This is a genomic window from Bradyrhizobium diazoefficiens (assembly GCF_016612535.1).
In the GTDB taxonomy this organism is placed as follows: domain Bacteria; phylum Pseudomonadota; class Alphaproteobacteria; order Rhizobiales; family Xanthobacteraceae; genus Bradyrhizobium; species Bradyrhizobium diazoefficiens_C.
Genome location: NZ_JAENXS010000001.1, coordinates 1,422,755 through 1,447,567 on the forward strand (window position 1 = coordinate 1,422,755; position 24,813 = coordinate 1,447,567).

General features: G+C 62.2%; 21 protein-coding genes. 15 read left to right on the forward strand and 6 right to left on the reverse strand.

The window, feature by feature from the left end; all coding sequences use genetic code 11:
• Nucleotides 1–2: 2 nt before the first annotated feature.
• The 6 genes from JJE66_RS06805 (at nt 3) to JJE66_RS06830 (ending at nt 7,086) form a co-directional block, all read left to right on the forward strand.
• A complete protein-coding gene (locus tag JJE66_RS06805) occupies nt 3–287 on the forward strand; it encodes a hypothetical protein (protein ID WP_200513332.1) in 285 nt (94 codons plus the stop codon).
• Nucleotides 268–1,239, forward strand: a complete 972-nt coding sequence (locus JJE66_RS06810; RefSeq protein ID WP_200513334.1) for an ABC transporter permease — start codon at nt 268–270, stop codon at nt 1,237–1,239. Before JJE66_RS06805 ends, JJE66_RS06810 begins: the two co-directional genes overlap by 20 nt.
• Nucleotides 1,240–1,279: 40 nt before the next feature.
• Entirely contained in the window at nt 1,280–2,296 is a 1,017-nt protein-coding gene (locus JJE66_RS06815) for a sugar ABC transporter substrate-binding protein (RefSeq protein WP_200513336.1), read from the forward strand.
• Nucleotides 2,297–2,375: 79 nt separating this feature from the next.
• The gene (locus tag JJE66_RS06820) at nt 2,376–4,499 is read left to right on the forward strand and encodes an ABC transporter permease subunit (protein ID WP_200513338.1); all 2,124 of its coding nucleotides are present in this window, start codon (nt 2,376–2,378) and stop codon (nt 4,497–4,499) included.
• Nucleotides 4,496–5,593, forward strand: a complete 1,098-nt coding sequence (locus tag JJE66_RS06825; RefSeq protein WP_200515284.1) for a hypothetical protein — start codon at nt 4,496–4,498, stop codon at nt 5,591–5,593. The genes JJE66_RS06820 and JJE66_RS06825 overlap by 4 nt, the downstream gene beginning before the upstream one ends.
• Nucleotides 5,590–7,086: a sugar ABC transporter ATP-binding protein gene (locus JJE66_RS06830; RefSeq protein WP_200513339.1), complete on the forward strand. Its 1,497-nt coding sequence runs from the start codon at nt 5,590–5,592 to the stop codon at nt 7,084–7,086. The genes JJE66_RS06825 and JJE66_RS06830 overlap by 4 nt, the downstream gene beginning before the upstream one ends.
• Nucleotides 7,087–7,095: 9 nt before the next feature.
• Here JJE66_RS06830 and JJE66_RS06835 read toward each other — a convergent pair whose 3' ends face one another.
• Nucleotides 7,096–7,584, reverse strand: coding sequence for a DUF2059 domain-containing protein (locus JJE66_RS06835; protein WP_200513340.1), 489 nt, complete (start codon nt 7,582–7,584; stop codon nt 7,096–7,098).
• A 12-nt stretch (nt 7,585–7,596) separates the two neighbouring features.
• Complete coding sequence (locus JJE66_RS06840; protein WP_200513341.1) at nt 7,597–8,790, reverse strand: OpgC domain-containing protein; 1,194 nt, start codon at nt 8,788–8,790, stop codon at nt 7,597–7,599.
• A 53-nt stretch (nt 8,791–8,843) separates the two neighbouring features.
• Here JJE66_RS06840 and JJE66_RS06845 point away from each other — a divergent pair, with 53 nt between their 5' ends.
• Complete coding sequence (locus JJE66_RS06845) at nt 8,844–9,047, forward strand: hypothetical protein (RefSeq protein ID WP_200513343.1); 204 nt, start codon at nt 8,844–8,846, stop codon at nt 9,045–9,047.
• Between the two features lie 12 nt (nt 9,048–9,059).
• Here the strand turns inward: JJE66_RS06845 and JJE66_RS06850 are convergent, their stop codons facing one another.
• Nucleotides 9,060–12,098: an AAA family ATPase gene (locus tag JJE66_RS06850; RefSeq protein WP_200513345.1), complete on the reverse strand. Its 3,039-nt coding sequence runs from the start codon at nt 12,096–12,098 to the stop codon at nt 9,060–9,062.
• A gap of 305 nt (nt 12,099–12,403) precedes the next feature.
• Between JJE66_RS06850 and JJE66_RS06855 the strand changes: the two genes are divergently transcribed.
• The 4 genes from JJE66_RS06855 to JJE66_RS06870 all read left to right on the forward strand — a co-directional run bounded on the left by JJE66_RS06855 (nt 12,404) and on the right by JJE66_RS06870 (nt 16,682).
• A complete protein-coding gene (locus JJE66_RS06855; protein ID WP_200513346.1) occupies nt 12,404–12,904 on the forward strand; it encodes a hypothetical protein in 501 nt (166 codons plus the stop codon).
• A 231-nt stretch (nt 12,905–13,135) separates the two neighbouring features.
• A complete protein-coding gene (locus JJE66_RS06860; RefSeq protein WP_200513348.1) occupies nt 13,136–14,173 on the forward strand; it encodes a thermonuclease family protein in 1,038 nt (345 codons plus the stop codon).
• Nucleotides 14,174–14,518: 345 nt separating this feature from the next.
• The gene (locus JJE66_RS06865) at nt 14,519–15,301 is read left to right on the forward strand and encodes a hypothetical protein (protein ID WP_200513350.1); all 783 of its coding nucleotides are present in this window, start codon (nt 14,519–14,521) and stop codon (nt 15,299–15,301) included.
• A gap of 190 nt (nt 15,302–15,491) precedes the next feature.
• On the forward strand, nt 15,492–16,682 hold the full coding sequence (locus tag JJE66_RS06870; RefSeq protein WP_200513352.1) for a hypothetical protein: 1,191 nt from the start codon (nt 15,492–15,494) through the stop codon (nt 16,680–16,682).
• Nucleotides 16,683–16,795: 113 nt separating this feature from the next.
• Here JJE66_RS06870 and JJE66_RS06875 read toward each other — a convergent pair whose 3' ends face one another.
• The gene (locus tag JJE66_RS06875) at nt 16,796–17,797 is read right to left on the reverse strand and encodes a restriction endonuclease (protein ID WP_200513353.1); all 1,002 of its coding nucleotides are present in this window, start codon (nt 17,795–17,797) and stop codon (nt 16,796–16,798) included.
• Between the two features lie 220 nt (nt 17,798–18,017).
• Complete coding sequence (locus JJE66_RS06880) at nt 18,018–18,731, reverse strand: GntR family transcriptional regulator (protein ID WP_200513355.1); 714 nt, start codon at nt 18,729–18,731, stop codon at nt 18,018–18,020.
• A gap of 168 nt (nt 18,732–18,899) precedes the next feature.
• On the opposite strand from JJE66_RS06880, the gene JJE66_RS06885 reads away from it, so the two are divergent.
• From JJE66_RS06885 to JJE66_RS06900, 4 genes are all read left to right on the forward strand, one after another.
• Nucleotides 18,900–20,540, forward strand: a complete 1,641-nt coding sequence (locus JJE66_RS06885; RefSeq protein WP_200513357.1) for a sugar ABC transporter ATP-binding protein — start codon at nt 18,900–18,902, stop codon at nt 20,538–20,540.
• Nucleotides 20,537–21,874, forward strand: coding sequence for an ABC transporter permease (locus tag JJE66_RS06890; RefSeq protein WP_200513358.1), 1,338 nt, complete (start codon nt 20,537–20,539; stop codon nt 21,872–21,874). The genes JJE66_RS06885 and JJE66_RS06890 overlap by 4 nt, the downstream gene beginning before the upstream one ends.
• Nucleotides 21,875–21,911: 37 nt before the next feature.
• Nucleotides 21,912–22,829 carry a substrate-binding domain-containing protein gene (locus tag JJE66_RS06895; RefSeq protein ID WP_409362826.1) on the forward strand — a complete coding sequence of 306 codons (918 nt, stop codon included), beginning with the start codon at nt 21,912–21,914 and terminating at the stop codon, nt 22,827–22,829.
• 140 nt (nt 22,830–22,969) lie between these two features.
• Entirely contained in the window at nt 22,970–23,566 is a 597-nt protein-coding gene (locus JJE66_RS06900; RefSeq protein WP_200513362.1) for a DUF1349 domain-containing protein, read from the forward strand.
• 231 nt (nt 23,567–23,797) lie between these two features.
• Here the strand turns inward: JJE66_RS06900 and JJE66_RS06905 are convergent, their stop codons facing one another.
• A complete protein-coding gene (locus JJE66_RS06905; protein WP_200513363.1) occupies nt 23,798–24,784 on the reverse strand; it encodes a tripartite tricarboxylate transporter substrate binding protein in 987 nt (328 codons plus the stop codon).
• Between the last annotated feature and the right edge of the window lie 29 nt (nt 24,785–24,813).

Here is a 24,813-nt window from a genome sequence, read left to right on the forward strand (position 1 = left end):
GCGTGAATCTCGCGCGCCGGCGACTGTGGACGAACGCATTCCCGATGGAAGCGCTGCGCACGCGCATCGAATGCCATCGTGCCTCCACCATCGCACAGAGGCAGCCCCCCGGCCTCGACGATTTCGATGTACCGTTCGATAGCAAGCTCCCGGTTGCTACTGATCATTCTCTTCGCGGCGGCGGCGCCCGGTGTGCTTACGGCACTCTCCCAGGCCCAATCAACGCCACGACAAATGGCGCGCCCATGATTTGCAGGAAGGACCGCGATGAAGCATTTCCGATTTAACCAACAGGAGATCGTCTTCGCCGTCTTCGCGCTGCTGTTCCTCGTGTTCTCGATCTTCCTGAACGGCTTCCTGACGGCGGACAACATGCTGACACTGCTCCAGAACGTGGCGGTGCTCGGCATCCTCGGCCTGGCCATGGCGATCGTCGTGATCGGCCGCGGCATCGACATCTCGCTGATCGCGGCGCTCGCGGTGCCCCCGGGACTCGTGCTTCAGATGGTGCAGAACGGTCATTCGCTGCCGTTATCGCTGCTGACCGCCGTGCTGCTCACGATCGCCTTCGGCCTCGTCAATGGCTGGCTGATCGCCTATGCCGAGGTGCCCTCGCTGTTTGCGACGCTGGCGACAGGCCTGTTGCTTGCCGGGCTTGGGCAAGCCGCCCTGTTCCAGCTCGACGTCGTACAATGGAGTCCGGGCATGAACGGCTTCGAGCGGCTCGGACAGGGCACGATTCTCGGCATTCCCACCTCGATCGTGATGTTCGCGATCGCCTGTATCGTGGTCGCGTTCCTGCTGCGCCAGACCCGCTGGGGCGCCTATATCTACGCGATCGGGGATAATCCTTACGCCGCGCGTGTCACCGGCATTCCGTCCCGCCCGATCATCGTGCTGCAATATGTGGTCGCCGCCCTGATCGGCTGCTTCGCCGGCCTGGTGATGGCCGCATCCGTCAATTCCATGCCGACCCGCGTCTTCAACTCGACGCTGATCTACGATGTGATCCTCGTCGTCGTGCTGGGTGGCATCGGGCTCTCAGGCGGTCGTGGCGGCGTGCTGAACGTGATCATCGGCACGCTGCTGATCGGTACCATGCTCAACGGCATGACCATCATGGACATCTCCTACGCCGGACAAAATCTCATCAAGGGCGTGGTCCTGCTGCTCGCCGTCCTCACGGATTCCTTCCTGAATCCGCGCAACGAAGAAACGGCACAGCAGGGCGATATCTGAACGACGGACAAGAACGACAATTACAACCAAGGAGGAAGCAATGACGACCTTTGGCAACACGACAAGGGTGACCCTCGCCGCACTGACTCTCGTGGCACTGACCGGACCGGCTCTCGCCCAGCAGGGTCTGGACGAGCCGTTCCAGAAGCCGTTCAAGGAAGCGCTCGCCGGCAAGACCGTGGCCTACGTGCCGGTCGCGATGAACTTCGACCTAACCGAGGGCTGGTATGCCGGGCTGAAAAAAGAACTCGAGCCATTCGGCGTCAAGTTCGTCATCCGCGACGCCAACTGGAACACCAATGCTGGCGCGCAGGCCGTCACCTCGCTCATCTCCGAGAAACCGGCCGTGATGGTGGTCCACAATCCGGACGTGCAGACCTATGCCAAGCTGCTGCAGCGGGCCGAGAACGAGGGCATCTACGTCATCCAAATCAACATGGGTTCTGCCTATCGCAGCTCCGCCTTCGTCGGCGCCAACTGGGTCGAGATCGGCGAACGTCAGACCGAAGCCGTGGTCAAGGCCTGCGAGGGCAAGTCGAACAAGATCGCGATCATCCAGGGCGCACTGTCGGCGGCCGCGAGCGCCTATACGCTCAAAGGCGTCGAGAACGTGCTCGCCAAGCACCCCGAGATCAAGGTGGTGTCGAGCCAGGCGGCCGATTGGGACGCCGCCAAGGCCAAGGCGATCACGCAAACCGTCCTGAAACAGAATCCCGACCTCTGCGGCATCGTCGGCTTCTGGGACGGCATGGACATCGGCACGGCAGCAGCCGTCAAGGAAGCCGGCCTCACCGGCAAGGTGTTCCTCACAACATCCGGCGGCGGCGAGCGCAAGGGCGCCTGCGAATTGGTGAAGTCCGGCGCCTTCGATCTCAACATGAGTTACGACGTGCCGACTCAGGCGGCGCAGATGGCGGGCACGATCAAATGGCTGCTGTCGTCGGGCGTCAAGCCCGGCTCGGTCAAGGGCTCGGAGTACACGACGTTGATTCCGATCACCAAGGAGAACGCCGACAGCCAGACGGCCTGCTGGAATCTCAGCGACCTCAAGAAATAATCCGACGACGACGCGTGCGGTCCTCGGGACACTCCGGTCTCGGGGACCTCGTTCCCAACATTGTCCATGCACTGCTGGAATGCCGATGCGCGATACCCTGACAAGCCTGCGTTACCGCTACTGGCCTGATCATCTGCTCGGCGAAATCCTGTCCAAGCGATGGACCGAGACAGCCATTCCGGTCATCCTTCTCCTGATCGTCGGCTTTGCGTTCAGCCGATCCATCGACAACTTCCTGTCGCCGGCGAGCCTCGCCGACACCGCGCGTCAGGCCGGAGAGATCGGCTTCATTGCGCTCGGGCTGGCGCTGGTCGTCATCGTTGGCGGCATCGATCTGTCCGTCGGTTCGATCTTTGCACTGACGGATTTTTGCGCCCTCTATTTGCTCGACGTGCTGGGCTGGCCGGTACCCGCGGTGGTCGTCGCCACGCTGCTCTGCGGCGCGCTGCTCGGCGCCGTCAACGGCGTCCTGGTCGGATATCTGCGGCTGCGCGCCTTCATCACCACGCTGATCACCCTGATCATCTACCGCTCGGCCTACGATCTCCTGATCCAGCGTTACTCCAACGCCATCGCCTCGGCCTTCCCCGACATCCCGTCATGGGATTTCATCGGCGCCGGCTCTGTCTTCGGCGTTCCGACGGTGGCGCTCGTCTATATCGTCATCGCCATCTTCGGCCATATCTTCCTGACGCGGCTGCGCCCAGGCTGGCATATCACCGCAATCGGCGGTTCGCGCCGCTCGGCGTACAATTCGGGCATTCCCGTTCGTCGTACGATCGCGCTCTGCTACGTCGCAAGCGGCGTGCTGACCAGCATCGGCGCGCTGTTCTTCGCCTCTCGTCTTGGAACCGTCGGCGGCGACATCGGTGTCGGACTTGAGGTGATCGTGCTGACCGCGACGGTGCTGGGCGGCATCACGCTCGGCGGCGGCAAGGGCTCGGTCGCCAAATCGGCGGTCGGGGTGCTGATTGTCCTGCTGATCACCAACGGCCTGACGACGATGAACGCACGCGGCGGCGTCAACCGCATGGCGCTCGCCGGCATTCTGCTGGTCGCTGCGATGGTCGATATCCGCTGGCAGAAGAACCGAACCCGCATCATCAGCAAGGTCTATGTCGCGCCGACCTACCACGCGCTGCCGCCACCTCCGCCAACAGAAATCGGGCAAGGCGGGCCATTCGAGCAGAACGACAAGCTGCGCAACGTCGAGTCGATCGGTCTCGGACGGATCGAGGCGCCGGAAGACGTCATCCTAGATCGTCACGACAATCTCTATGCAGGCTCGCGTCACGGCGACATCATCCGCTTCCTTGCGCCCGACTACCAGAAGATGGAAGTGTTCGCTCATATCGGCGGCCAGCCGCTCGGCATGGCCTTCGACCGCGAGGACAATCTCTACGTCTGCATCGGCGGTATGGGGCTCTATCGTATCAAGCCTGATGGCACGGTTGAGAAAGCCACCGACGAGACCAACCGCAGCATGCGTTCGGTCAACGACGACAGCCGCCTGCGACTCGCCGATGACCTCGACATCACCGACGACGGGCTGATCTTCTTCTCCGAAGCGACCGTGCGTTACGAGATGGACGAGTGGCCGATCGACGGACTGGAAGCGCGCGGCAACGGCCGCATCATCTCCTACGACACCAAGACCGGCGCGACGCGCACAGAATTGCGCGGGCTCAAATTCCCCAACGGCATCTGCGTCGCCAGCGATGGTCACTCGATCCTGTTCGCCGAGACGTTTGGCTGCTCGATCAAGCGCTATTGGTTCGCTGGCGCGAAGAAGGGCGCGATCGAGATCGTGATGGATAATCTGCCGGGCTACCCTGACAACATCAACCTCGCCTCCGACGGCAACTACTGGCTGGCACTGGTCGGCATGCGCAGTCCCTCACTCGACCTCGCCTGGAAGATGCCGGGCTTCCGCCGTCGCATGGCCAAGCGTGTCCCGGTCGACGAGTGGCTGTTCCCTAACATCAACACCGGCTGCGTGGTCAAGTTCAACGAGCAGGGCAAGATCGTCGAATCGTTCTGGGATCTGCACGGCGAGAACCATCCGATGATCACCTCGATGCGCGAGCATCGCGGCTATCTCTATCTGGGCGGCATCCTCAACAACCGGATCGGCCGCTATAAGCTCGACAACGCCGATCCGAACTTCGTCCAGTATGACAAGCGATGGGGGAAGCTGTCGTGATCGCGGCCGTCAGGGAGTTCGCCAACCGCTTTCTCGGGCGCGGCGATGCCACCATCACCGTGCCGTCGTTCGACGGCGCATTGAAACCGAACCAGAGGCTGGAATCGGCCGAGACCTTGCTGACATGCGAGGCGCCGGAAGACGTTGCCACCGACGGAAGCAACCTCTTCATCGCGGATGGCCAGCGACTGATGTGCCTGAACGGCGGCATGGCATCTGAAGTGCGCAGCTTCGAGCGGCCCATATCGGCGCTATGTGCCCTGCCTGGCGGCGGCCTTGCCGTCGCGCTGGGGGGACGCGAGGTGCGTGTTTACGCAAGCCCCTCGGCCGAGCAGCCGAGCGTGACGTTTTCCGATGCGGCGTTCAACGCCGTCAACGCGCTGGCGCTGGCGGACGACAACACCTTGATTGCGACGGACGGCTCGGCGACAAGCGGGGTCGACGATTGGGCGCGCGACCTCCTCGAGCTCAATCGGACCGGACGGGTATTCAAGCTGGATCCCGGTAGCAAAACCGTGACACGATTGGGCCAGGGACTCGGTTACGCTTTCGGCGCCTGCGCACATCGTAACGGCATGCTGGTCAGCGAGAGCTGGCGCCACCGCCTCGTTCTCGTGGCATCAGGCGCATCGCCAAAGATCGTACTTGCTCACCTCCCGGTCTATCCATCGCGACTGTCGAAGGCGTCCGGCGGCGGTTACTGGCTCACCGCCTTCACCGCGCGGACCCAACTCGTCGAGTTCGTGTTGCGCGAGCCCGGCTATCGGCGGCGCATGATGGCCGAGATCGATCCGGCCTATTGGGTTGCGCCGCGCCTGCGCTCCGGGCGATCGTTCAAGGAGCCGATGCAGGGCGCACACATCAAGACCATGGGCGTCATCAAGCCCTGGGCGCCACCACGTTCCTATGGCCTCGTCATCCGTCTCGATGCCGACAGCCAGCCGCTGTATTCACTGCACAGCCGGGTCGACGGCATCAATCACGGAATCGTCGCCGCCATCGAAGTGGGCAACGATCTCGTCCTGATCGCGAAGGGGCCGGGCCGTGTCCTGAAGCTGCCCCTTGCTGGCCTTGCCGAGGAGTTTCGGACATGAGCGACATCGCACTCTCGCTGCGCAAGGCCACAAAACTCTACGCGGGCGTGCCGGCTATCGACGGGGTCGACTTCGACCTCCGCCGCGGCGAGATCCACGCACTGGTCGGCGAGAACGGTGCCGGCAAGTCGACCCTGACCAAGGTGATGGCGGGCGTCGTGACGCTGACCTCGGGGACCATGAGTGTCGACGGCGTCGATGTCGCGCCGAAGACGCCGCTGGAGGCGCGTAATCTCGGTATCGCCATGGTGTTCCAGGAGAACAGCCTGGTACCGACCATGACGGTGGCGCAGAATTTGTTTCTCGGGCAGGAGAAGTTTTACAACCGTCTGCGCGGCATCTACATCGCTGCGCAGCAGTTTTTGCAGTCGCTCAATTTCGACGTCACGCCGACCGCAACCGTCAGCGGCCTTGGCGCGGCCAAGAAACAGATGGTGGAGATCGCGCGCGCGGTCCTGCACCGCGCCAAGGTCATCATCTTCGACGAACCGACCGCATCGCTGACGCCGGAGGAGAAGAAGTACTTCTTCGACCTCGTCCGCGACCTCAAGAAGCGCGGCGTCTCGATCGTCTTCATTTCGCACGCCCTGGAGGAGGCCCTACTGCTCGCCGACCGCATCACGGTGCTGCGCGACGGCAAGCATGTCGTGACCGACGACGTCGCCAAATTCGACCGCACCGCGATCGTGCAGGCCATGGTCGGTCGTGATCTCTCCAATACGCTCTACGGTGCGCGGAAGAGCAGCGTGCGGCCGGTCGGCGCGCGCGTTCTCACGGTGCAGAATTTGAAGATGGCGCCGATGGTGAAGAACAATTCGCTGTCGGTCTTCGCGGGGCAAATCACCGGCGTGTTCGGCCTCGTCGGCGCGGGCCGCACCGAAACCTTCAAGATCGTCGCCGGCGTGCTCAAGCGCGACTTCTTCCATGGCGGCGAGATCCTGCTGCACGACCAGCCGGTGCGCTACCGGGTGCCGGCACCGGCGGTCAAGGCCGGCATCGCCTATGTCACCGAGGACCGCAAGGTCGAGGGCTTCTTCGAGACCTCCTCGATCGCGCGCAACATCTACCTCGGCCTGCTGTCGAAATTTCCCAGGGGACGGATGATGCTGTCGCGGCGGGAGGCCGATGCGGTCGGCAAGACCTGGATCGAGAAGCTCAAGGTTCGCGCCATCGGCGACAACGGCAAGGTGGTCGAGCTGTCCGGCGGCAATCAGCAGAAGGTCGTGATCGCCAAGTCGCTGGTGCAGGAGCCCGACCTGATCATCTTCGACGAGCCGACCCGCGGCGTCGACGTCGGCGCCATCGTCGAGATCCACGAGCTGATCAACCGGCTCGCCGACGAGGGCAAGGCGGTCGTGGTCATCTCGTCCTATCTGCCCGAGATCATGGCGCTGTCCGACCGCATCCTGGTCTCGCGCCAGGGCAAGGTCGTGGAGGAATTCTCTGCACTTGAGGCGACGGAGGAGAAGATCATGTACGCAGCGATCCACTAAGGACGACCGCTACAGCTTGTGCCCTTTCTGGCGCAGCGCTTCGATCAGGCGCTGCTTCAATTGGTCGGCGGCCTTCTGGCCGACATCCTGGCCGATCTGCGTGCTCGCCTGCGCCAGTGCATCCGACTGCGCCAGAAGCTTCTGCCCGGCTGGCTGGGCGTAGAATGCCTCGATCTGGCGCAGTTCGTCCAGGGTGAAGCTCGCGGCATAGACGGCGGCGATCTGGTCGACCATCGCGGTAAAGAACGGGGCGTAGATCTCGGCGCCGGGCGCCGTCATCGCGTCATAATCGTGCTCAATCTCCGGCCTGTCCTGCGCCACCACCGGCCGCAGCTTGAGCAGGAGCTGCGGCAGCAGCGCGCGATACTGATCGGCGATCTTCAGCGTGACGACGAGCTTGCGGGCCGCATTCAGAGCCTCCGGCGACGGCACCTGTGCGGACGCGCCATAAGCGAGGAGCAGGAGAATGCCGGCGATCGTCAACAACCGTCTGGACATGGACCTCTCCACTCAATGGCCCGCAGGCGCGATCTCGATGGCGGCTTCGGGCTCCTCGACCTCCGTCACCTTAACGAACAGGTTCGGCACCCGCTCGGCGCGATCGAGCAACCATGCGGCACCGATCATGATGACGATGCCGAGGAGCGAGACGGCGAGCTGCTCCCAGACGCCCTTGGTGTATTGCGTCAGGATCCAGTGCGCCGAGAACGACAGGAAGACGCCGAGGCAGAAGATTGGCAGCGAATGCTGGCCGCAGAGAATGACGGGACGCAGCCATGCGGTATGCAGCGCCCGCCATTTGCGCGACACGAAATGCGGCACCCAGAGGGCCAGCGCCAGGAAGTGCGTGAAGCGCAGCATGTCGAGGTCGGTCTTGTCGATCGGGTAGATCGCCTTGATCGTCCATTTCGGGATCAGGGCCTCGAGGGCGGGGACATGCCAGGTCATGACGATCACGAGGGCGAAGACGAGCCAGGCCGCGGCCACCGCCATCGTCGCCTTCGACCACACCCATTGGCCGATCTTGTCGATCTGGCCGATGCCGCACCAGGCGGCGAACACGAACATCAGCTGCCAGCAGAACGGGTTGAAGTACCAGGTCGTACCGGGCGGATAGGAGGCGACGTTCCAGTCGAACCAGCGCGACAGCACATAGAGCACCACGGACGCGGCGAGCGTCAGGTTCGGCCGGCGCACCAGGCACCAGACGATGAAGGGCGCGGCGAACACCAGCGTGATGTAGAGCGGCAGCACGTCGAGATTGACCGGTTTGTATTTCAGCAGGATCGCCTGCCCGATCAGCTCGTCCGGATGCGCGAGAAAATTGAACACGTTGAACTCGTGCTCGTACATCGGATTATCGAAGCGGCGCGCGGTGCGGGCGATCTGCGCCGTGAACAGCAGGAACAGCATGATGTGCGCGACATACATTTCCGCCGCCCGCCGCCACAGCCGCTTCAGCGCGGCGAGAAACCAGCCGCCGGCGACGATCGGCCCGTAGATCCAGCCGACCAGATAGCCGGAGATGAAGACGAAGAACTCGGCGGCATCGCTGAAGCCGCAATTGCGCAAGGTCAGCCAGGCCACGACGTCGTGCGGGATATGGTCGAGGAAGATCATCCACAGCCCGATCCCGCGGAAGAGGTCGAGCCGCAAATCGCGCTCGACCGGCGCCAACAGTGCTGCCTGGTCTCGTATGATCATGGCCCCCGCCTCGTCCGGTGGGCGTCGCGCCGTCGCGGCGCCGATGAAATCGGATGCCAAAAAAGATCAAACAAATCGTCACCTGCCCCAACGGCTGGCAGGCCGACGGTAGCCGACCTCGGCGCCCGCGCAAGGGACTTGTCATCACGACGCAACGCGGCCTCGCGCAAAGCGGCGAAAACAACCCCATGCACAGTAGCCAAGCCCTTGCATTCCCTGAGAAATTCACTTGCCCCGTCGGGCAATATCCCGGCTGACGCAGCCTCGTCTCAAGCGAACTCGTGGCCCTCAGCAAGCATCCCGTTCAGCATCGCCTCGGCCTTCTGCAGCAGCGGCTTCGCGCCGCTCTCGGAGGCGATCGCGATCGCGGCGCGCAAGGCGGAGAGGATGATGGTCCGGTTCTCCTCGCTCGATGGCGGCGTCACCACGGCCTCGCCGAACAGGGCCTCGGCCTCGAGGCCGGAAAAGCCCTGCTGGCGCGCGGTATTGCGCGCCTCGCGCAACATGTTCTGGGCCGCCTGGACATCGCCGAGCCGGTTGGTCGCCAGCGCAAGGTAGATCGACGAGCGCAGCACCGCGGAGGTGTAGCCGACGGCGCGCGCCTCTTCGCGCGCCTCGGCCAGCATGCCGCACGCCCGATCGTACAGCCCCTGCTCCAGATAGGCGATGCCGAGATGGCAGGCGAGCACCGGCACGAACAGCCGGATGCCGTGTTTCTGCGCCAGCACGAAACCGCCCTCGAGAATGGATGCGGCCACGGCCGGATCGCCCCGGCCAAGCATCAGCCAGCCGCCGCTATAGGCAGCGGCAACGCGGTCATAGGGACGGCTGGTCTCGTCCGCAATCGCAGCGGCCTCCCGCTGGAGCTGCTCGGCGGCGTCGAGCTCACCCATGACGGTATGATTGATGCTGCCCATCATGCAGCAAAGCAGCAACGCGAATTTCGGTGTCGTCCCGAAGGGCGCACTCGCCTCCGGTCCCATCAATTGGGCGCAGGCCCGCGCAAACAACCCATCGGCTTCACGATAGCGGCCAGAAAGGAAATACACCTGACCGAGACCGTATTGCGCAGCGTTGAGCCAACCCGAATTGTCTGATTGCTCAGCGAGGCCCACGACCTCTTCATTGAGCGTGATCGCCTCCACCGGCGCACCATAGAAGTTCTGCGCCGCCGCCACGACCGTCATGGCAGCCACCTTCCGCCCGATGTCGTTGATCGCGTCGGCGCGACGCTGGGCCTCCTTGCCGAGGTTCAGCCATTCGGAAATATGGCCGGACCCGATGAACGCCGCGCGCGCCTCGATGCGAATATCGACGGCCTTGGCTTCCCGCACAGGATTTTCCGGCGTCTTATCCAGCGATCGCATCGCGGCCTCGAAATAATCCGCGGCATCGGTAAAGGCGGACCGCGCCAGGCATTTCCGCGCCGAGGCCCGACCGTAACCGAACGCCTTGTCCCAGTCCTTCGCCCGCGTGGCGTGATAGCAGAGCTTGTCGGGATCCTCAGCCTCGCTGCGTTCGAGTGCTGCCAGAATGCGCGCATGGATGTCCTCGCGCACCTTCTCGACCATCGAATCGTAGGTCACCTGGCGAACCATCTCGTGCCGAAACTCCAGCGAATCCTCCAATTCGCTGTCGATCCGAACCAGCAGCTCGGCGCGATCGAGCGAGACGAGGCAGCCGCGCAGGGCATCTTCCGGCTGAATCGCAATCTTCCGCAGCAAGGCCTCGCTCGAACGCGCCCCCAAGGCCGCTGCGACCTGCAAGACAGAGCGTTCCTGCTTTGACACACGGTCGAGGCGCGCAGCGATCACGCCCTGAATGCTGGTGGGAATACCGAGCTCGTCAATCGGGCGCACCAGAGCAAGGTCGCCCCACTCGCCGCGCAGGGTGCCGCTCTCCTTCAAGCCGCGGCAGACCTCCTCGATGAACAGCGGCACGTTGGCCGTATGGGAGATGATCCGGCTCTTCAGATCGGCATTGGTCTCGGACGATCCGAGCATGTCGGACAGCATTTCCAGCCCCGAATCGTCGTCGAGCGGCCGCATCGCGACGACCTCCGCGTGGCAGCGCGCGATCCAGACCGGCATGCCGTTCGGGCGGGAAGTCAGCAGCACCAGGAGATCGGGCACCGCCAGCGAGGCAATGGCGGCCACGACGACGTCGCTGGCCCGGTCGATCCAGTGCAGGTCCTCCAACAGGAGGACCGTCCGCTGGCGGCTGGCCAGGCTCTGGATGACGGCGCAGCTCGCATCGGAGATGACGCGTCCGCGGGCATGAGGCTCGAGCTCGTCCCATTGCGGGTTCGCGATCGGTACATCGAGCACCGCGTCGAGGGCGCTCTGCTGGATCGCGGACAGGTCCTTCAGAGGGTCGCCGGGGTCCCTCGCGGCTGTGTCCATGCCCGACAGCAGGATTCGCTTGAGCGTGCTGAAGGGCGCTCCTTGCAGATTCGGGCTGCACTCGGCGTCGATCAGCCGCCAGCCCTCGGCCCTGAGCTTCTGGGCAAACTCATGCGCCAGCCGTGATTTGCCGATGCCGGCATCCCCGAGCAGCAGGACGGTCTGTCGGCTGGCCCTGGCCTGCCCGGCCGCGCGATCCAGCAAGTCCCGCTCGGTGGTGCGATCGACGAACCGGGAGACGCTGCGGGCGCGTCGCACACGCCAGCTCGACAGGTCGCTGGCACCGACGATCCGGTAGACCGGCACGGGCTGACTGAAGCCGCGCAGGGATTTGTCGCCGAGGTGCTCGAACCGGACATGCCCGTCGGCGAGATTGTGACAGGCCTCCGAGACGTAGATCTGATTCGCCTCGGCCTCCTGCTCCAGCCGCGCGGCCAGATGCTGGGCGGCGCCGCCGATCTCGTAGACCTTGGAGAATTCGCTGGCGACCATGTAGGCGACGACATGGCCGGAGTGCAGTCCGACCCGGACCTGAAGCCCGGGATCACCGAGGCTTGCGACGCGCCGGACCAGCTCGATCGCGGCATGACACGCCAGCGGCGCGTGGTTGTCGTCCGCGATCGGGGCGCCGAACACAGCGGAGAGCCCGTCGCCCAGCTCCTTGCTGACAATACCGCTGAACTGACGGACGGAGGCCCTCATGGCGGCCAGCGCCGGCTCGAGGCGCGAGACCGCCTCCTCTGGATCCAATTCAGCAACAAGACCCGTGGAGTCGATGACGTCAGCACGAAGAATCGTCACAAAGCGACGTTCGCTGTCGGGGTCGGACCGCCGGACGGCCGCGCCGCATTTGCGGCACCGGCTGTCGCCTGGGTCGATCGGCGACTGACATGCAGCGCAATGCATTCCCGTGCTCTCAAGTGATTCCAAAGGCACTGTCGATCGGGCCCCCGCGCGCGGATCGCAACAAGATCGCTTATCGAACCTTGCTTAGCAACGCCTAGTAACAGGGCAGGCGATCCATCCCCGGCGGAGTGCCGCCAACGCGGTTGCTGATCTGGACGATTCACAGTCTCTGGTGGTAGCCTTATTAATGTCGCGCGAGAAAGAGGCTTCGAATCGAGAGCTGCCAGGCTTTCGTTCCGGCCTGCGAGTTTCGCAGAGCGGCATATTTCCCGGGGACGCCAAGGGACTCATTGAGGGGCAAACATATGGGCATGCGAGTTTATACGGGCCGACCATTTAAGGACCTGATGAATGCGAACTACTTTCCTTTGGAGAACATGAAGAAGAGCGTCAAGAAGCTCAAAGCGTCGGAAAACATTCACCTGCCGACGCTGGAATACGGCCAGTATCACCTGATTTTGACTCCGAAGAGCAAGTGGCCGCAGGGCAGCGCGAAGCACTGGCAGAAGGAGAAGGGCCGTGCTCGCCTCGATCTCACCACCCAGCCGAACACCACCCCGCTGTCCAGGGACGAGCCCAAAGTCGTTCCGCTGACCCGATGCGCGCTGCTCGACGCTTGCGTGCGGAAATGCTTCAACGCGGAGCCGCCGATCCCGATGAAGACCAACATCATCACGCATGAGCCGACCGACCGTAACGCCGACCGGCATGAGATCCGGCTGGAGTGGGAGTACGACGGCGACAGCAAGACGCCGAAGCTGCTCAACCTGACGATGGTCTGCCCGCACAAGCCCGCGAAAGGCTGAGCCCGAGCAAGATCGCAACTGCATCATCTGATCTGAACGACGCGGGCCGGCACTTTGCCAGCCCGCTTTTTTTCGGCGTGTGGTGGACGCGCAGCAAACCCGCACTGCGGCGGTGTGTCTCCACACCTTCTCCCGTCATGGGCCTGTCGTACGAAGATGGTCCGCTGCCTTCGATTGCGTGTGCGAGTCGCCTTGTCGAAGCGGCCGCCAACTCATGTGGAGGAGCGACCCATGCCCGTTGGATTGCTGGAGGTCGAAGGCACCATCGAGGTCAGCCAGTTCTGGCCGGAGGGACGCTCGGACGCCGACACCACGAAGGTCGTGGTGAACGTCGCCTCTGACGCTATCCGCTTCCGCAAGAACGATTCATCGCCCTCCCAGCCGACCCACGTTTTCGACAATGCCAAGGTCAAGGGACGAACCAATACCGCGCCGATCAAGAACGGCAAGCTCACCATCCGCCTCCAGGGCATCGACGCCCCCGAGCTGCACTATCAGCCCTCGCCGCTCTCGGCCGCCGAGAAGAAGGGGCTGACGGACGCCAAGCGGCAGGCCTATCACGAGGTCACGCATTCCTATCGGCAGTTCCTCGGCGCAACCTCGACCAAGGCGCTGCATGATCTCCTCAGCAGCACCGGCGAGGCAACGCTCGCCTGCCGGGTGTTCACCCATGTCGATGCGCCGAACGAGGTGTTCGACACCTATGGACGGCTGGTCGGCGACATCGAGGTGACGGTCGCGAACCAGACGGTCGACATCAACCATTGGCTGGTCGAGCAGGGCTTTGCCTATCCGACGTTCTACTCCTCGATGAACGACGACGAAATCCAGGCCTTGCTGGCGCTGACCAAGACCGCGCGAACGAAGAAGCTGCCGGTCTGGAAGAACCTCGCCAAAACCATTCCCGCCTTCGACTTCGACCTGCGCGAGCCCAAAAAGAACGAGACCGACGTGCTCGCGACCGACAACGGCCCGGTGATCCTGCCAAAGCTCTTCCGCCGCTATACCAACTGGTCGGCGCGCAAGAAAGCGAAGATCACGAGCCAGAACTTCCAGAAGTTTTTGGGCGAAGGCTCCGGCGGCAAGCCTGACACCTGTTACGAGATCGACGACTTCCTCGCCAACGGCGTGCACTCGGCGACGCCGCGCAATTTCGCGGAGTTCGTCGAGGGCGGGAAGACGATCAAGTTTCAGCCGGATGGGCTGGTGTTCGGGGAAGCGCCGTCGACGCTGGTGGGGGCGGATGGGAAGGTGATTACGGCGTTTTGAGAGTTACGGTGGACAGAGAGTTACAGTGCAATGAATTTGGCACGAATATTTAGTGCACTGTCACCGTAACAAGAGGTCACGTCGACGTGGCCGACGGCTACGAGAAAGCCACTGCCATCGCACAAGAGAAGGCAGGCAGGTTCAACCGCTCTGCATTCGTCGGAGATACCAGACACCCATACTGGTGGGGCCACGATACGGACGCACCGGAAATACATCGATATGTGATCCAGGCCTCATAGAACTCCGCTCAGTCCAGAGTACACAGACTCGCCAACATTGTATTGGGCTTGTCTTACGCGCCGCCTATCCAATAAGGTACTCCAAACCAAAGGAGACGCGACATTGAGATGGCACGCTTACGTGATATTCGTCGGTCTTGCTGTCGGGACGACGAATTCCGCTTTCGGACAACAAATCAATTGTGGACCGCCTCCTACGCTTGACCAAAAGCTGCAAAATGATGAGTCCATCAAAGGCAATTTGCAGGGTAAAGCACAGTTGCTATCGAAATATGTTGGACAGGCAGATCTTGGCGGTCAGATCGATGCGGTTAAAAAAGAGATCTATACTCAATCCAAGGACTATTATCCTGCACAGCAGGAAGCCTATTTGAACTATCTCTTCTGTTCGATTATCAGCGCTGACACCAAACTCAGCACGCTCGAAAAGCTCGATGCGCTTGCGAAATTCAAGGCAACTCGTCAGCAAGGCTCATCAAATGACCAGCAGCCCTGCGTGCCTACGGTCCTGAAAAACATCCCGCTGCCGAATGTGCCAACCCTGGACGGAACCGGCAATCATGTTGGCGATCTATCTGGCATCGCTGTGAGTGTTATTCAGGAATGCCAGACGCCCACGGTACCTAAACAGCGTGTGCATCTAACATTTGCCTATTATAATGGATCAGGAACGTGGAGAGGCGAACAGCATTTAATATTGGTACTAAAGTCAAGCGAAGGAGCCGTCCTGAAGTCGCCAACGTTCTCCCTCGACCGTTCTCGCTGCATTTACGGCCACACAGAACAACGCAACGCGGACGACATGCTTGAGGGTGGCATAGGCTATCTCGTGAGTACGGCTGAACTAACTGTGTCGCGCGTCTCCGGCACTCAAACCCCTTGTTAGAGTTACTCCGCGTAGCCGTCATCTTAGAGTCTTAGACTTCTACACCCGTTCCCGATTTCACGTTCGAATATGCTCAGACGGACTTTCATTTCAGATTATCGCTATTCAAGGGACATTGCGGATGGCTGGCCCACGGCGCCGAGACGGTAGACCTCAGTGGATCAACGGCGAGATTAGCACTGCAAGCACGTTGGCGCGCATTGACCTCAGTGGCAAGGCGGGATCTCGGTTCGATGAGGCCTGGCTACAGGAGCTTCTCTATCGACGACCAGAGCTCTTCCCTATCGAGCAAATCGAGCCAGGTTTCGGCGATCTTGTTCCTGTGTGCCGGGAATTGCCTGTCACGTTCGGCGGCGGTCGCTCCGGAGCGTTGGACAATCTCTATGTAACGAGTACCGGCGGCCTGATCTTGGTCGAAACGAAGCTGTGGCGTAATCCGGAAGCGCGCCGTTCAGCCGTCGCGCAGGCGATGGAGTATGCGGCTGCGATCTTCGCGATGTCATATGACGAACTGGATGCGGCCGCGGTCAGATCACGAACGAAATCTGAGAAACCGGTCCGTTCGATGGCGGACTTGTTCATTGCCGATCCCGAGTTCGATGAAGCAGAATTTGTTGATGCGCTAACCCGCAATCTTTTGCGCGGGAGGGCGATTATTGCGATCGTCGGTGACGGCATTCGCGAGGATATCTTGCCTCTGACCGAATTGCTGCAATCGCATGCCGGACATCGCTTTACGTTCGCTCTTGTAGAGTTGGCCGTTTACGAAGCGCCAATTGAAGGGATCAAGCTGGTCATACCGTCGGTATTGGCCAAGACCGTTCTGATTGAGCGTGGAGTCGTGCAGATCGACCAAAAAAATCAAGCGCTTGTAATTGATGTCCCCACCGGCAGCGCGGGCGGATCAGCTCTTTCTTCGCCAAAGCGAGGGGTGAGCATTAGTGAAGACGAGTTTTACGACGTGCTTGCCCGAAAAGATCAACGTTGGCCAGTCTTATTGAAGGGCTTGCTTGCCGAGGCGGAGAAACTGGGCCTCTACGTCGAGCGAAAGGGCGGGCTTAATCTTAAGCATCCTTCCCCCGAGGGGCAGCCATTAAATCTCGGAACAATCTCTAAAGATGGCTTGGTAGAAACCAGTCCCTCGACATGGTGGGGGCGCACCGAAGTTGGACGCAAGTACAACGAAACCTTAGCGAGAGCCATCGGGGGGCAGGTGGGAGAGATTAAGCAGGGCACTGAATCCGCGCTGCGAACGTCCACCGGAAATATGCCTCGCATCTCGGACCTGCTTCCTGCCCACCAACAAGAATGGTTAGATGCCATTCAGGAGTATGTAGAGTCCATGTTCAAAAGGGCCGAAGGCAGAACGGACAAGTCTTGATCCGCTGTTCACTATTCGGCGTGTGACAGCAACGCGCGCCTCGGCAGAACCGGGCACAAAGAGAAGACATCTTGTAGTGCGGCTTGTCTGACTGAAGGGAAATTGGGACGACGCTACGGCCAAGCGTCCGCGATGTTTGGCGTTTCGATGTCTTCAAAGGTCACGGGCTTGCCGGCATCAAGGAGCGCCTTGGCTTTCTGCACGGCCTGAGCGGTAAGAGGCCAGTAGCCGAGGTTGGACACTATGCGGGGGACGCGAACCCGCGTCACGACCGTCAGAGGCTCTTTGGTCTGAAGGTGCGACAAAGCGTCCTCTGAAGTGACGAGCTGGAGCGTCAAAGGACCTTTGATCTCATCGAACTTCGCTGAGATGTGCAGACGATCAATTTCGCCCGTTCCCGTATCCTTCAAGATGCTGCGGGTAAACGTGCCGGGCACGGACGCGGTCCAGCCGGTCACGCTCGCATCAGCGATCACACGCCATGTCGCTTCGGGGTTCTTCGGCCTGAGAAGGATGTGATGTTCGTCGATCTTGGCTGGAATAACGTCAGATACCCATAATTCCCACAAACGAGTCATAATCTGTGTGAACGATGGCTCGTTCTCAGAGTCTAGCACCGCATTGATGAACCGGGGGTCACCACCGCCAGCATCTGGAACATAGGGAAACCTGCTGAGATTGGATTGCGAGACCAGTAAATAAACGATGGACTGGAGGGCCGCGTTTATCTCGTGGCCGAGGCGATCGGCACTGAGGCCTTCGAAGACGAGCGTTCGCATCCCACGCCAGTCGGCGGCGTCCTGAGAGTCTCGCGTATATCCCTTGACACTGACGAGAATTCCTTGCTGCCAAGGGATGCCCACTTCGGTCAGGATGCCAGCGAAGATGTCGACGTCCGTCGTGCCGAGTGTCTTGGCTTCGTTCTTACATCCGAGCACGATTTGTACAGGATAGCCCGCGACGTCGGACGCGATCAGAATGTCAACTTCGCGGCTGCGCTTTACCTTGCCTTTGACGACGGGAAGCTTCTTCCGCGTTTCGACACGAAGGCCGGGTACCTTATGCATCATCGCTACGAGGTCTTCTAGGATGTTTCCCTTAGCTTTCGCGGTCATCTTGCCGCCTGGTCCTTGATTAGCGCCAATGGCCGTAGGTGCGGCCCTCAATCAAGCTAGGGAGCCGATGGGGGTCGAATCTGCGACGGTCCACTGACGTTATTGTACCATGGGTGCGCGACGGATCTATCTCGTATTACGGTGTACTCAATTGGAATCCGCCGATTGCGGTGAGATCTCGCTCGACCGCGGGGGAACGCGACATGTGCCACACCTCAGCCTAACTCTCAAAGAAGCCGGGATGCTTCTCCACGAAGGCATGCAGCTCGCGCGCGACGCGGTCGAGATGGTTGGTCATCTCGCCCTTGGCCCGGTCCGGATCGCGATCTGCAATCCCGCGGTAGATCGCCTCGTGCTCCATGTAAGTTCCTTTGGGCCGGCCCGGCTCGGGCAGCAGCGTGCGGCGAACGCGTTCAAGGTGAGTTCGGATCGTGTCGAGAGATTCACCAACGCGCGTGAGGCCCAGGCTCTCGGTCATCTGGCGATGAAACCTGGTATCGAGCTCGTGGAATCCTTCGAGGTCTCCGCTCGCAATCGCGACCTTTTGATAGGCGAGATTCTGGCTGAGCGCAGTGATCGCATCGTCCGACATGCTGGCCGCGCAGACGCCGACGACCTCGACCTCCAGCGCGCGACGCATCAGCATCCACTGCCGGACGTCCTCGAGATGAATCCTGGCGACGTAGGAGCCGCGCTGGGGCTCGACCACGACGAGTCCTTCAAAGGCGAGCCTGTTGATTGCCGTCGTAATCGACAGCTTCGACACTTCAAAGCGCGCGCACCACCCGTTCTTGTCGATCGGAGTTTCGGGCGCGAGCGTGCCTGAGACGATGGCGCGCTTCAGAGCAAGGTAGGCCTGATCGACTTTCGACCCGCCTGCGCTGCGCCCGCGCGCTGGCCTCGCGCCGCCACTGAACCCGCCGACTGAATGCATGCTGTGTTCCCCCGGCCGATCTACACATTTCGATGCCGCGACGCCAATGGCGCGGCCAAAAGGCTTGACGAGCGTCAGCTGATATAACTAGCATATCAGTCAATCAATAGACGGTCACCTGCGGCTCGATGTCTTCAAGGACTGACGGCACGCCGGGAGGAAAACCCAATGGAGACACGCTACGGAGCGCTCGGGGCGGACGACGAGCGCGATGCGCCGCGCGCCTCTCGCGTGGTCGAACTTGGCAGCCGTGCCGGCGTGCCGGGCGGACAGGCCGTCCTCTGCGCGGAGCGGGTCTCCAAATCCTTTGCCGGGGTGAAGGCGCTCCACGACGTCGACTTCGAACTTCGCTACGGCGAAGTGCATGCGCTGATGGGCGAGAACGGTGCCGGCAAGAGCACCCTGATGAAGATCCTTGCCGGCGTGCACACGAGCTACGACGGCACCATTCTGGTCGAGGGCCAAGCAGCGTCATTCAGCGGCGTGCGCGACGCTGAAGAGGCCGGCGTCGCCATCATCCACCAGGAGCTGAACCTCGTTCCCGAGCTGAGCGTCGCCGACAATATCTTCCTTGGCCGAGAGCCGCTGATCGGCGGCGTATTGATCGACCGGCGCCGGATGGCCAGAGCCGCCGAGCGCCTGCTGGCCCGCCTCGGCGTAACGATCGCGCCTGACACCAGGATTGCCGGCCTGCGCGTCGGCGAGCAGCAGCTCGTCGAGATCGCCAAGGCGCTATCACTCAATGCGCGCATCCTCATCATGGACGAGCCGACCTCGGCGCTGTCGTCGTCGGAGTGTGACACGCTGTTCAAGATCGTGCGCCAGCTCGCGAGCGAGGGCGTCGCCATCATCTACACGTCGCATCGCATCGAGGAGGTGCTGGAGCTTGCCGACCGCGTCACCGTGCTGCGCGATGGCCGGCGCGTGGTGACGGCGCGAATCGACGAACTCTCGCGCGCAGCCATCATCTCGGCGATGGTCGGCCGCGAGATGGCCGCGAACGCGCGCGGCGCAACCGCGCAGGACGGCGCGGCCGTCCTCTCGGTGCAGGACCTGACGCTGGATACGCTCGGTCCGCACGGATGGCGGCGGACGCTGCACGGCGTGAGTTTCGAGCTGAAGCGCGGCGAGATCCTCGGTATCGGCGGCCTGCTCGGGTCCGGCCGGACGGAGATCCTGGAGTCGATCTTCGGTGTGGCGCGTGGCTGGCGGACCGGCAGCATCGCGATCGACGGTGCTGCGGTCGACATCAACTCTCCCTCCGACGCCTATCATCTCGGCGTCGCGCTCGTCAGCGAGGACCGCAAGGAGCGCGGCCTGCATCTGGCGGCCTCGATCTGCGACAATGTCGCGCTGCCCTCGATCGGCGCGCTCTCGCGATTTGGCCTGCGCGCTTTCACCCGCGAACGCGCACTCGCCGCCGACATGGTCAAGCGGCTCTCGGTTCGCTGCACCGGCATCGGCCAAGAGACCGCTGCGCTGTCCGGCGGCAACCAGCAAAAGGTCGTGATCGGCAAATGGCTGGCGACCGAGCCGCGCATCCTGCTGCTCGACGAGCCAACCCGCGGCATCGACATCGGCGCCAAACTGGAGATCTACCGATTGATCTTCGATCTCGCCGCGCAGGGGCTCGGCATCATCGTGGTCACCTCGGAAATGCCCGAACTCCTGCTGTTGTCCGACCGCATCCTCGTCATGTGCGAGGGACGCCAGACCGGCATCCTCGCACGCGAGAACGCGACGCAGGAGACGGTGATGCGCCTTGCGGCACCAGGGATGGCGAAATGGTCGCAGGAAGCGGCATCATGAAAGCCCTGTTCCGCCTGCTCTCCCGCACCAAGCTCTATTGGGGGCTCCTGCTGATCTGCCTGATCGGCGCTGTTGTTTCGCCGCATACGTCATCGGGCCACAACATCTTCCTGTCCTACGGCAATTTGACCGACGTGCTGCGCCAGGTCTCGATCACCGGACTGGTCGCGACCGGAATGACCATGGTCATCCTGCTCGGCGGCATCGACCTGTCGGTCGGCTCGGTGATGGGCTTCTCGACGGTGATCTGCGCCATGCTGTTGACCAAGCCCGGCTGGACCTCGGCGTCTGTCCTGGGCGTCCCGGCGGCAATCCTCGTCAGCGGCGCTGCCGTGGCGCTGGCTGCACGCTTCGTGTTCGCCGGCCTCGCGCGTGGCCGCGATGTCAGTGCCGGACGACGACGAGAGATCTCGCTGACGCACTGGCAGCGCACGGGCATACCGGGATTGCTGGGCCTCGCCGCCGCCATCGCAATCGGGTGGTGGACGATGGGCCAGGTGCCGGCCAAATTCGGCGTTCTCGGTGTCCTGGTGATCGCGCCCTGCCTCGCGATGGTGCTTGGCGGCATCAACGGGCTCTTGATCGTCGCCGGTCGGCTGCAGCCCTTCATCGCGACGCTCGCGATGATGGTCAGCGCACTCGGCATCGCGCGATTGACGGCCGGGTCCGACAATGCCGTGGTACCGGTCTACACCGGCACCAATGCGACCGAGGCCTTCGAGCTGCTGCGTTCGATGCTGTGGGGCGTGCTGCCTGTGCCAAGTGTCTTCTTCCTCGCGGCGATCTGCCTGTTCGGCGCGATCCTGCGCTTCACCACCTTCGGGCGCTATGCTTACGCGATCGGCGGCAACATCGAGGCCGCGAAGCTTTCCGGCATCAAGGTCGCGCAGGTGCAGCTCACGGCCTACCTGCTGTCGAGCCTTCTCGCGGGGATCGCCGGCGTGCTGTTCGTCGCGCAGTACCGCCAGGGCAAGCCCGACGCGGGCACCGGCCTCGAGCTCGACGCGATCGCCGCCGTCGTGATCGGCGGCACCAGCCTGATGGGCGGTCGCGGCGGCCTCGCCGGCACATTCGTTGGCGTCCTGATCTTCGGCCTGCTCTCCGACATTCTTCAGCTTCAGAACATCGACTCCAATGTCCAGCTCGTGATGAAGGGGCTGATCATCGTCTGCACCGTGCTGGTGCAGGAACAGAATCTCGGCCAGCTCGTCGCGCGATGGCGGTTCCGCCGATCGGGCGAAGCACAGGCCGATCCGAGAACGGCCGAACCCCATCGGCCGCCAAGCGCCGCAAAGGCAGAATTCGCAAGGGAGGATCTCGATGAAGCGTCGTGAATTCTTGAAGTTGTCGACCACCGCGGCGGGTGCCGCAATGACCATCTATCTGCCGGCCGGTTGGACGCCTGCAAGGGCCGCGGGCAGGTCGAAAGTCGGCTTCAGCCAGTGCACCACGCTGGAGCCGTGGCGCGTGCAGTTCAACAAGGACATCCAGGCCGAGGCGAAGAACCATCCGGATATCGACCTCATCATTACGGACGGCCAGGACAAGACCGAGAAGCAGGTCGCCGATTGCGACAATTTGATCGTACAGCAGGTCAACGTGCTCCTTGTCTCGCCCAAGGAATCGGCCGGCCTGACCGGCGTGGTCGAAAAGGCGATCGACGCCAAGATTCCCGTCATCGTGCTCGACCGCAACGTCGACACCAAGCGCATCACCCAGTTCATCGGTGGCGACAACGTTGCGATCGGCAAGGCGGCCGGCGAGCACGCGGTGAAGCTGCTCGGCGGTCCGGGCAAGGCGGCCGGCAACGTCGTCGAAATCTGGGGCGGCATGGGCACTCAACCCGCGCACGACCGGCACGACGGCTTCCATGCCTTCACCGACAAGGAGCCCGGCATCAAGTACCTGCTCAACAACCAGTCGGGCGACTGGAAGCAGGACAAGGCCTACGACATCATGACAACGGCGCTTCGCAACAACGAGAAGATCGACATGGTCTACGGTCATAACGATCCGATGGCCTATGGCGCATATCTCGCCGCCAAGGACGCCGGCCGCGACAAGGATATCAAGTTCATCATCGGCATCGACGGATTGCCGGACGAAGGCGTCACCTGGGTCTCCAAGGGCCAGCTTACCGCGACGTTCCTCTACGCAACGCCCGGCGCCGAAGGATTGAGGCAGGCGGCAAAGCTGCTCAAGGGCGAGAAGCTCAAGCCAGTCATCACCTTGCCAACAATGCTGATCACCAAGGAGAATGCGTCGGAGATCCTGAAGAAGAACGGATAGCCTTGATCTGGCTTCACCGATGTAGCGCCCACGAGAGCCAGGTGCGTCAAATCCCGCACCGGGCTCTCCGTTCGCGGCGCGGCTGCCTATTGCGCCAGATCGAGATCCGGCGGAATCGGCAACTTTCTTTGAGGTTTGACATGAGCGCTGCCGTCTTCGCCAGGCAGGATGGTGTCTGGCTGAACGAACCGGAACGATGGACCACCGCACAGGACGACAGCCTCGAGATCGTCACCGACCAGGCCACCGATTTCTGGCAGAAAACTCACTACGGGTTCCACCGCGACAGCGGCCACTTTCTGGGTTTTCGGACCGCAGAGGCTTTTACTGCCGAGTTGCGCGTCCAGTGCGATTTTCGAGAACTCTACGATCAAGCCGGCATCATGGTGCGCGTCGACGCGGAGCATTGGGTCAAAGCCGGAATCGAATTTTCGGACGGGCGCGCCATGCTCTCGAGCGTATTGACCAACGGGCAGTCGGATTGGGCAACAGCCCCCTATGAGCACGATGCCGGCGATTTCCGGATGCGCGTCACGATCGCGGGCGGCGTTCTGCGATTGCAGGCCTCGGCTGATGGCAAAATCTGGCCACTCGTCCGATTGGCTCCTTTCACCACGGCGCAATCCTACCGGGTCGGACCAATGGCTTGCACACCCGAACGAGGGGGATTGCCGGTCACGTTCACGAGATTTTCCCTGAAACCGCCGCTCGGCAAGGATCTGCACGATCTCAGTTAGAGCTGATGCACGCCATGGCTCAGCAGAGGCGGAAATTTGGCTCTGACGCCATTCGGACCAGGGGCGCGAACTTTGAATTTGAGTAAGGAGGCGATCGCAGTCCGTCTGTCGTCACCTTTCGAAGGGGCGAGGCGGCTTTCCGTCGGCTTTGCGCGCTACCGCCACGTTGAATCTCGGCCCGGCCGGGTGACGCATCTGCGCGAGTTGAGTCGCATGCGGACATGCCGACGCCTAATCAAGCTTCAGCTCGATCGCTCTTATTACCGGCGTCCAGCGTGCAACCGCTTCTTCAATTGCTTGCGCCGTCTTTTGCGGATTGGAATCAAGTTCAGGTTCCATCCCGTCGGCCATCAGCATCTCGCGGAAATTCGGGTCAGCCATCACGTCGCGTGTCGCATCCGCAATGTGCTCTATTGCGGCACCCGGTGTCCCCTTCGGAGCAAGCAGCGCCAGCCAACTTTCGGCTTTCAAATCCGGCAGGCCGGACTGAATGGCCGTTGGCACATCGGGCGCGCCTGGAAGACGATGCTGGCTGGTCATCGCCAGAATTCTGATCTTTCCGGCCCTGTGCAATTCGAGCAGCTGGCCCGTGCAGGACATAAACATGATTGGAATATGCCCGCCGATCAGGTCGTTGGTAGCCGGCGCAGCACCGCGATAGGGCACATGCCTCAGATCCTTGATGCCGCTCTGCAGTTTGAACATTTCGCCGGCGAGATGGTTCATGGTGCCCACGCCGGCTGAGGCATATGAAAGCTGGCCTGGATGTTCCTTGGCATAGGCAACGAGCTCGCCCAGATTGGTGACCGGCAGCGCAGGGTGCACGACTATGGCGAGCGCCGTGCTCACCAGCCGATAGATCGGCTCGAAATCGGCCGCCCCGTACAATGGATGCGCAGATGCGATCGGCGTGATGATGAGGTTACCGACGTTCCCCATCACGATGGTGTAGCCGTCGGCTTGCGCATGAGCTGCCATATCGAGACCCAACGCTCCACCGGCACCACCCACATTCTGGATCACGACACCACCAAGCAGCGGTCGCACCCTTTCCGCCCATGGACGGCCAACCGCATCGTTGATGCCGCCGGCGGCATAGGGGATGACAAGGTGGATCGGTCGCGTGGAAGGGGTTTCCGACCGCGCCGCGCGCGGCAATGTCGCAGACACGGCTGCACTGCCTGCGATCTGAAGAAAATGACGACGAGAAACCGACATTTCGCGCTCCATCCGTCGAAGTTCGCAAG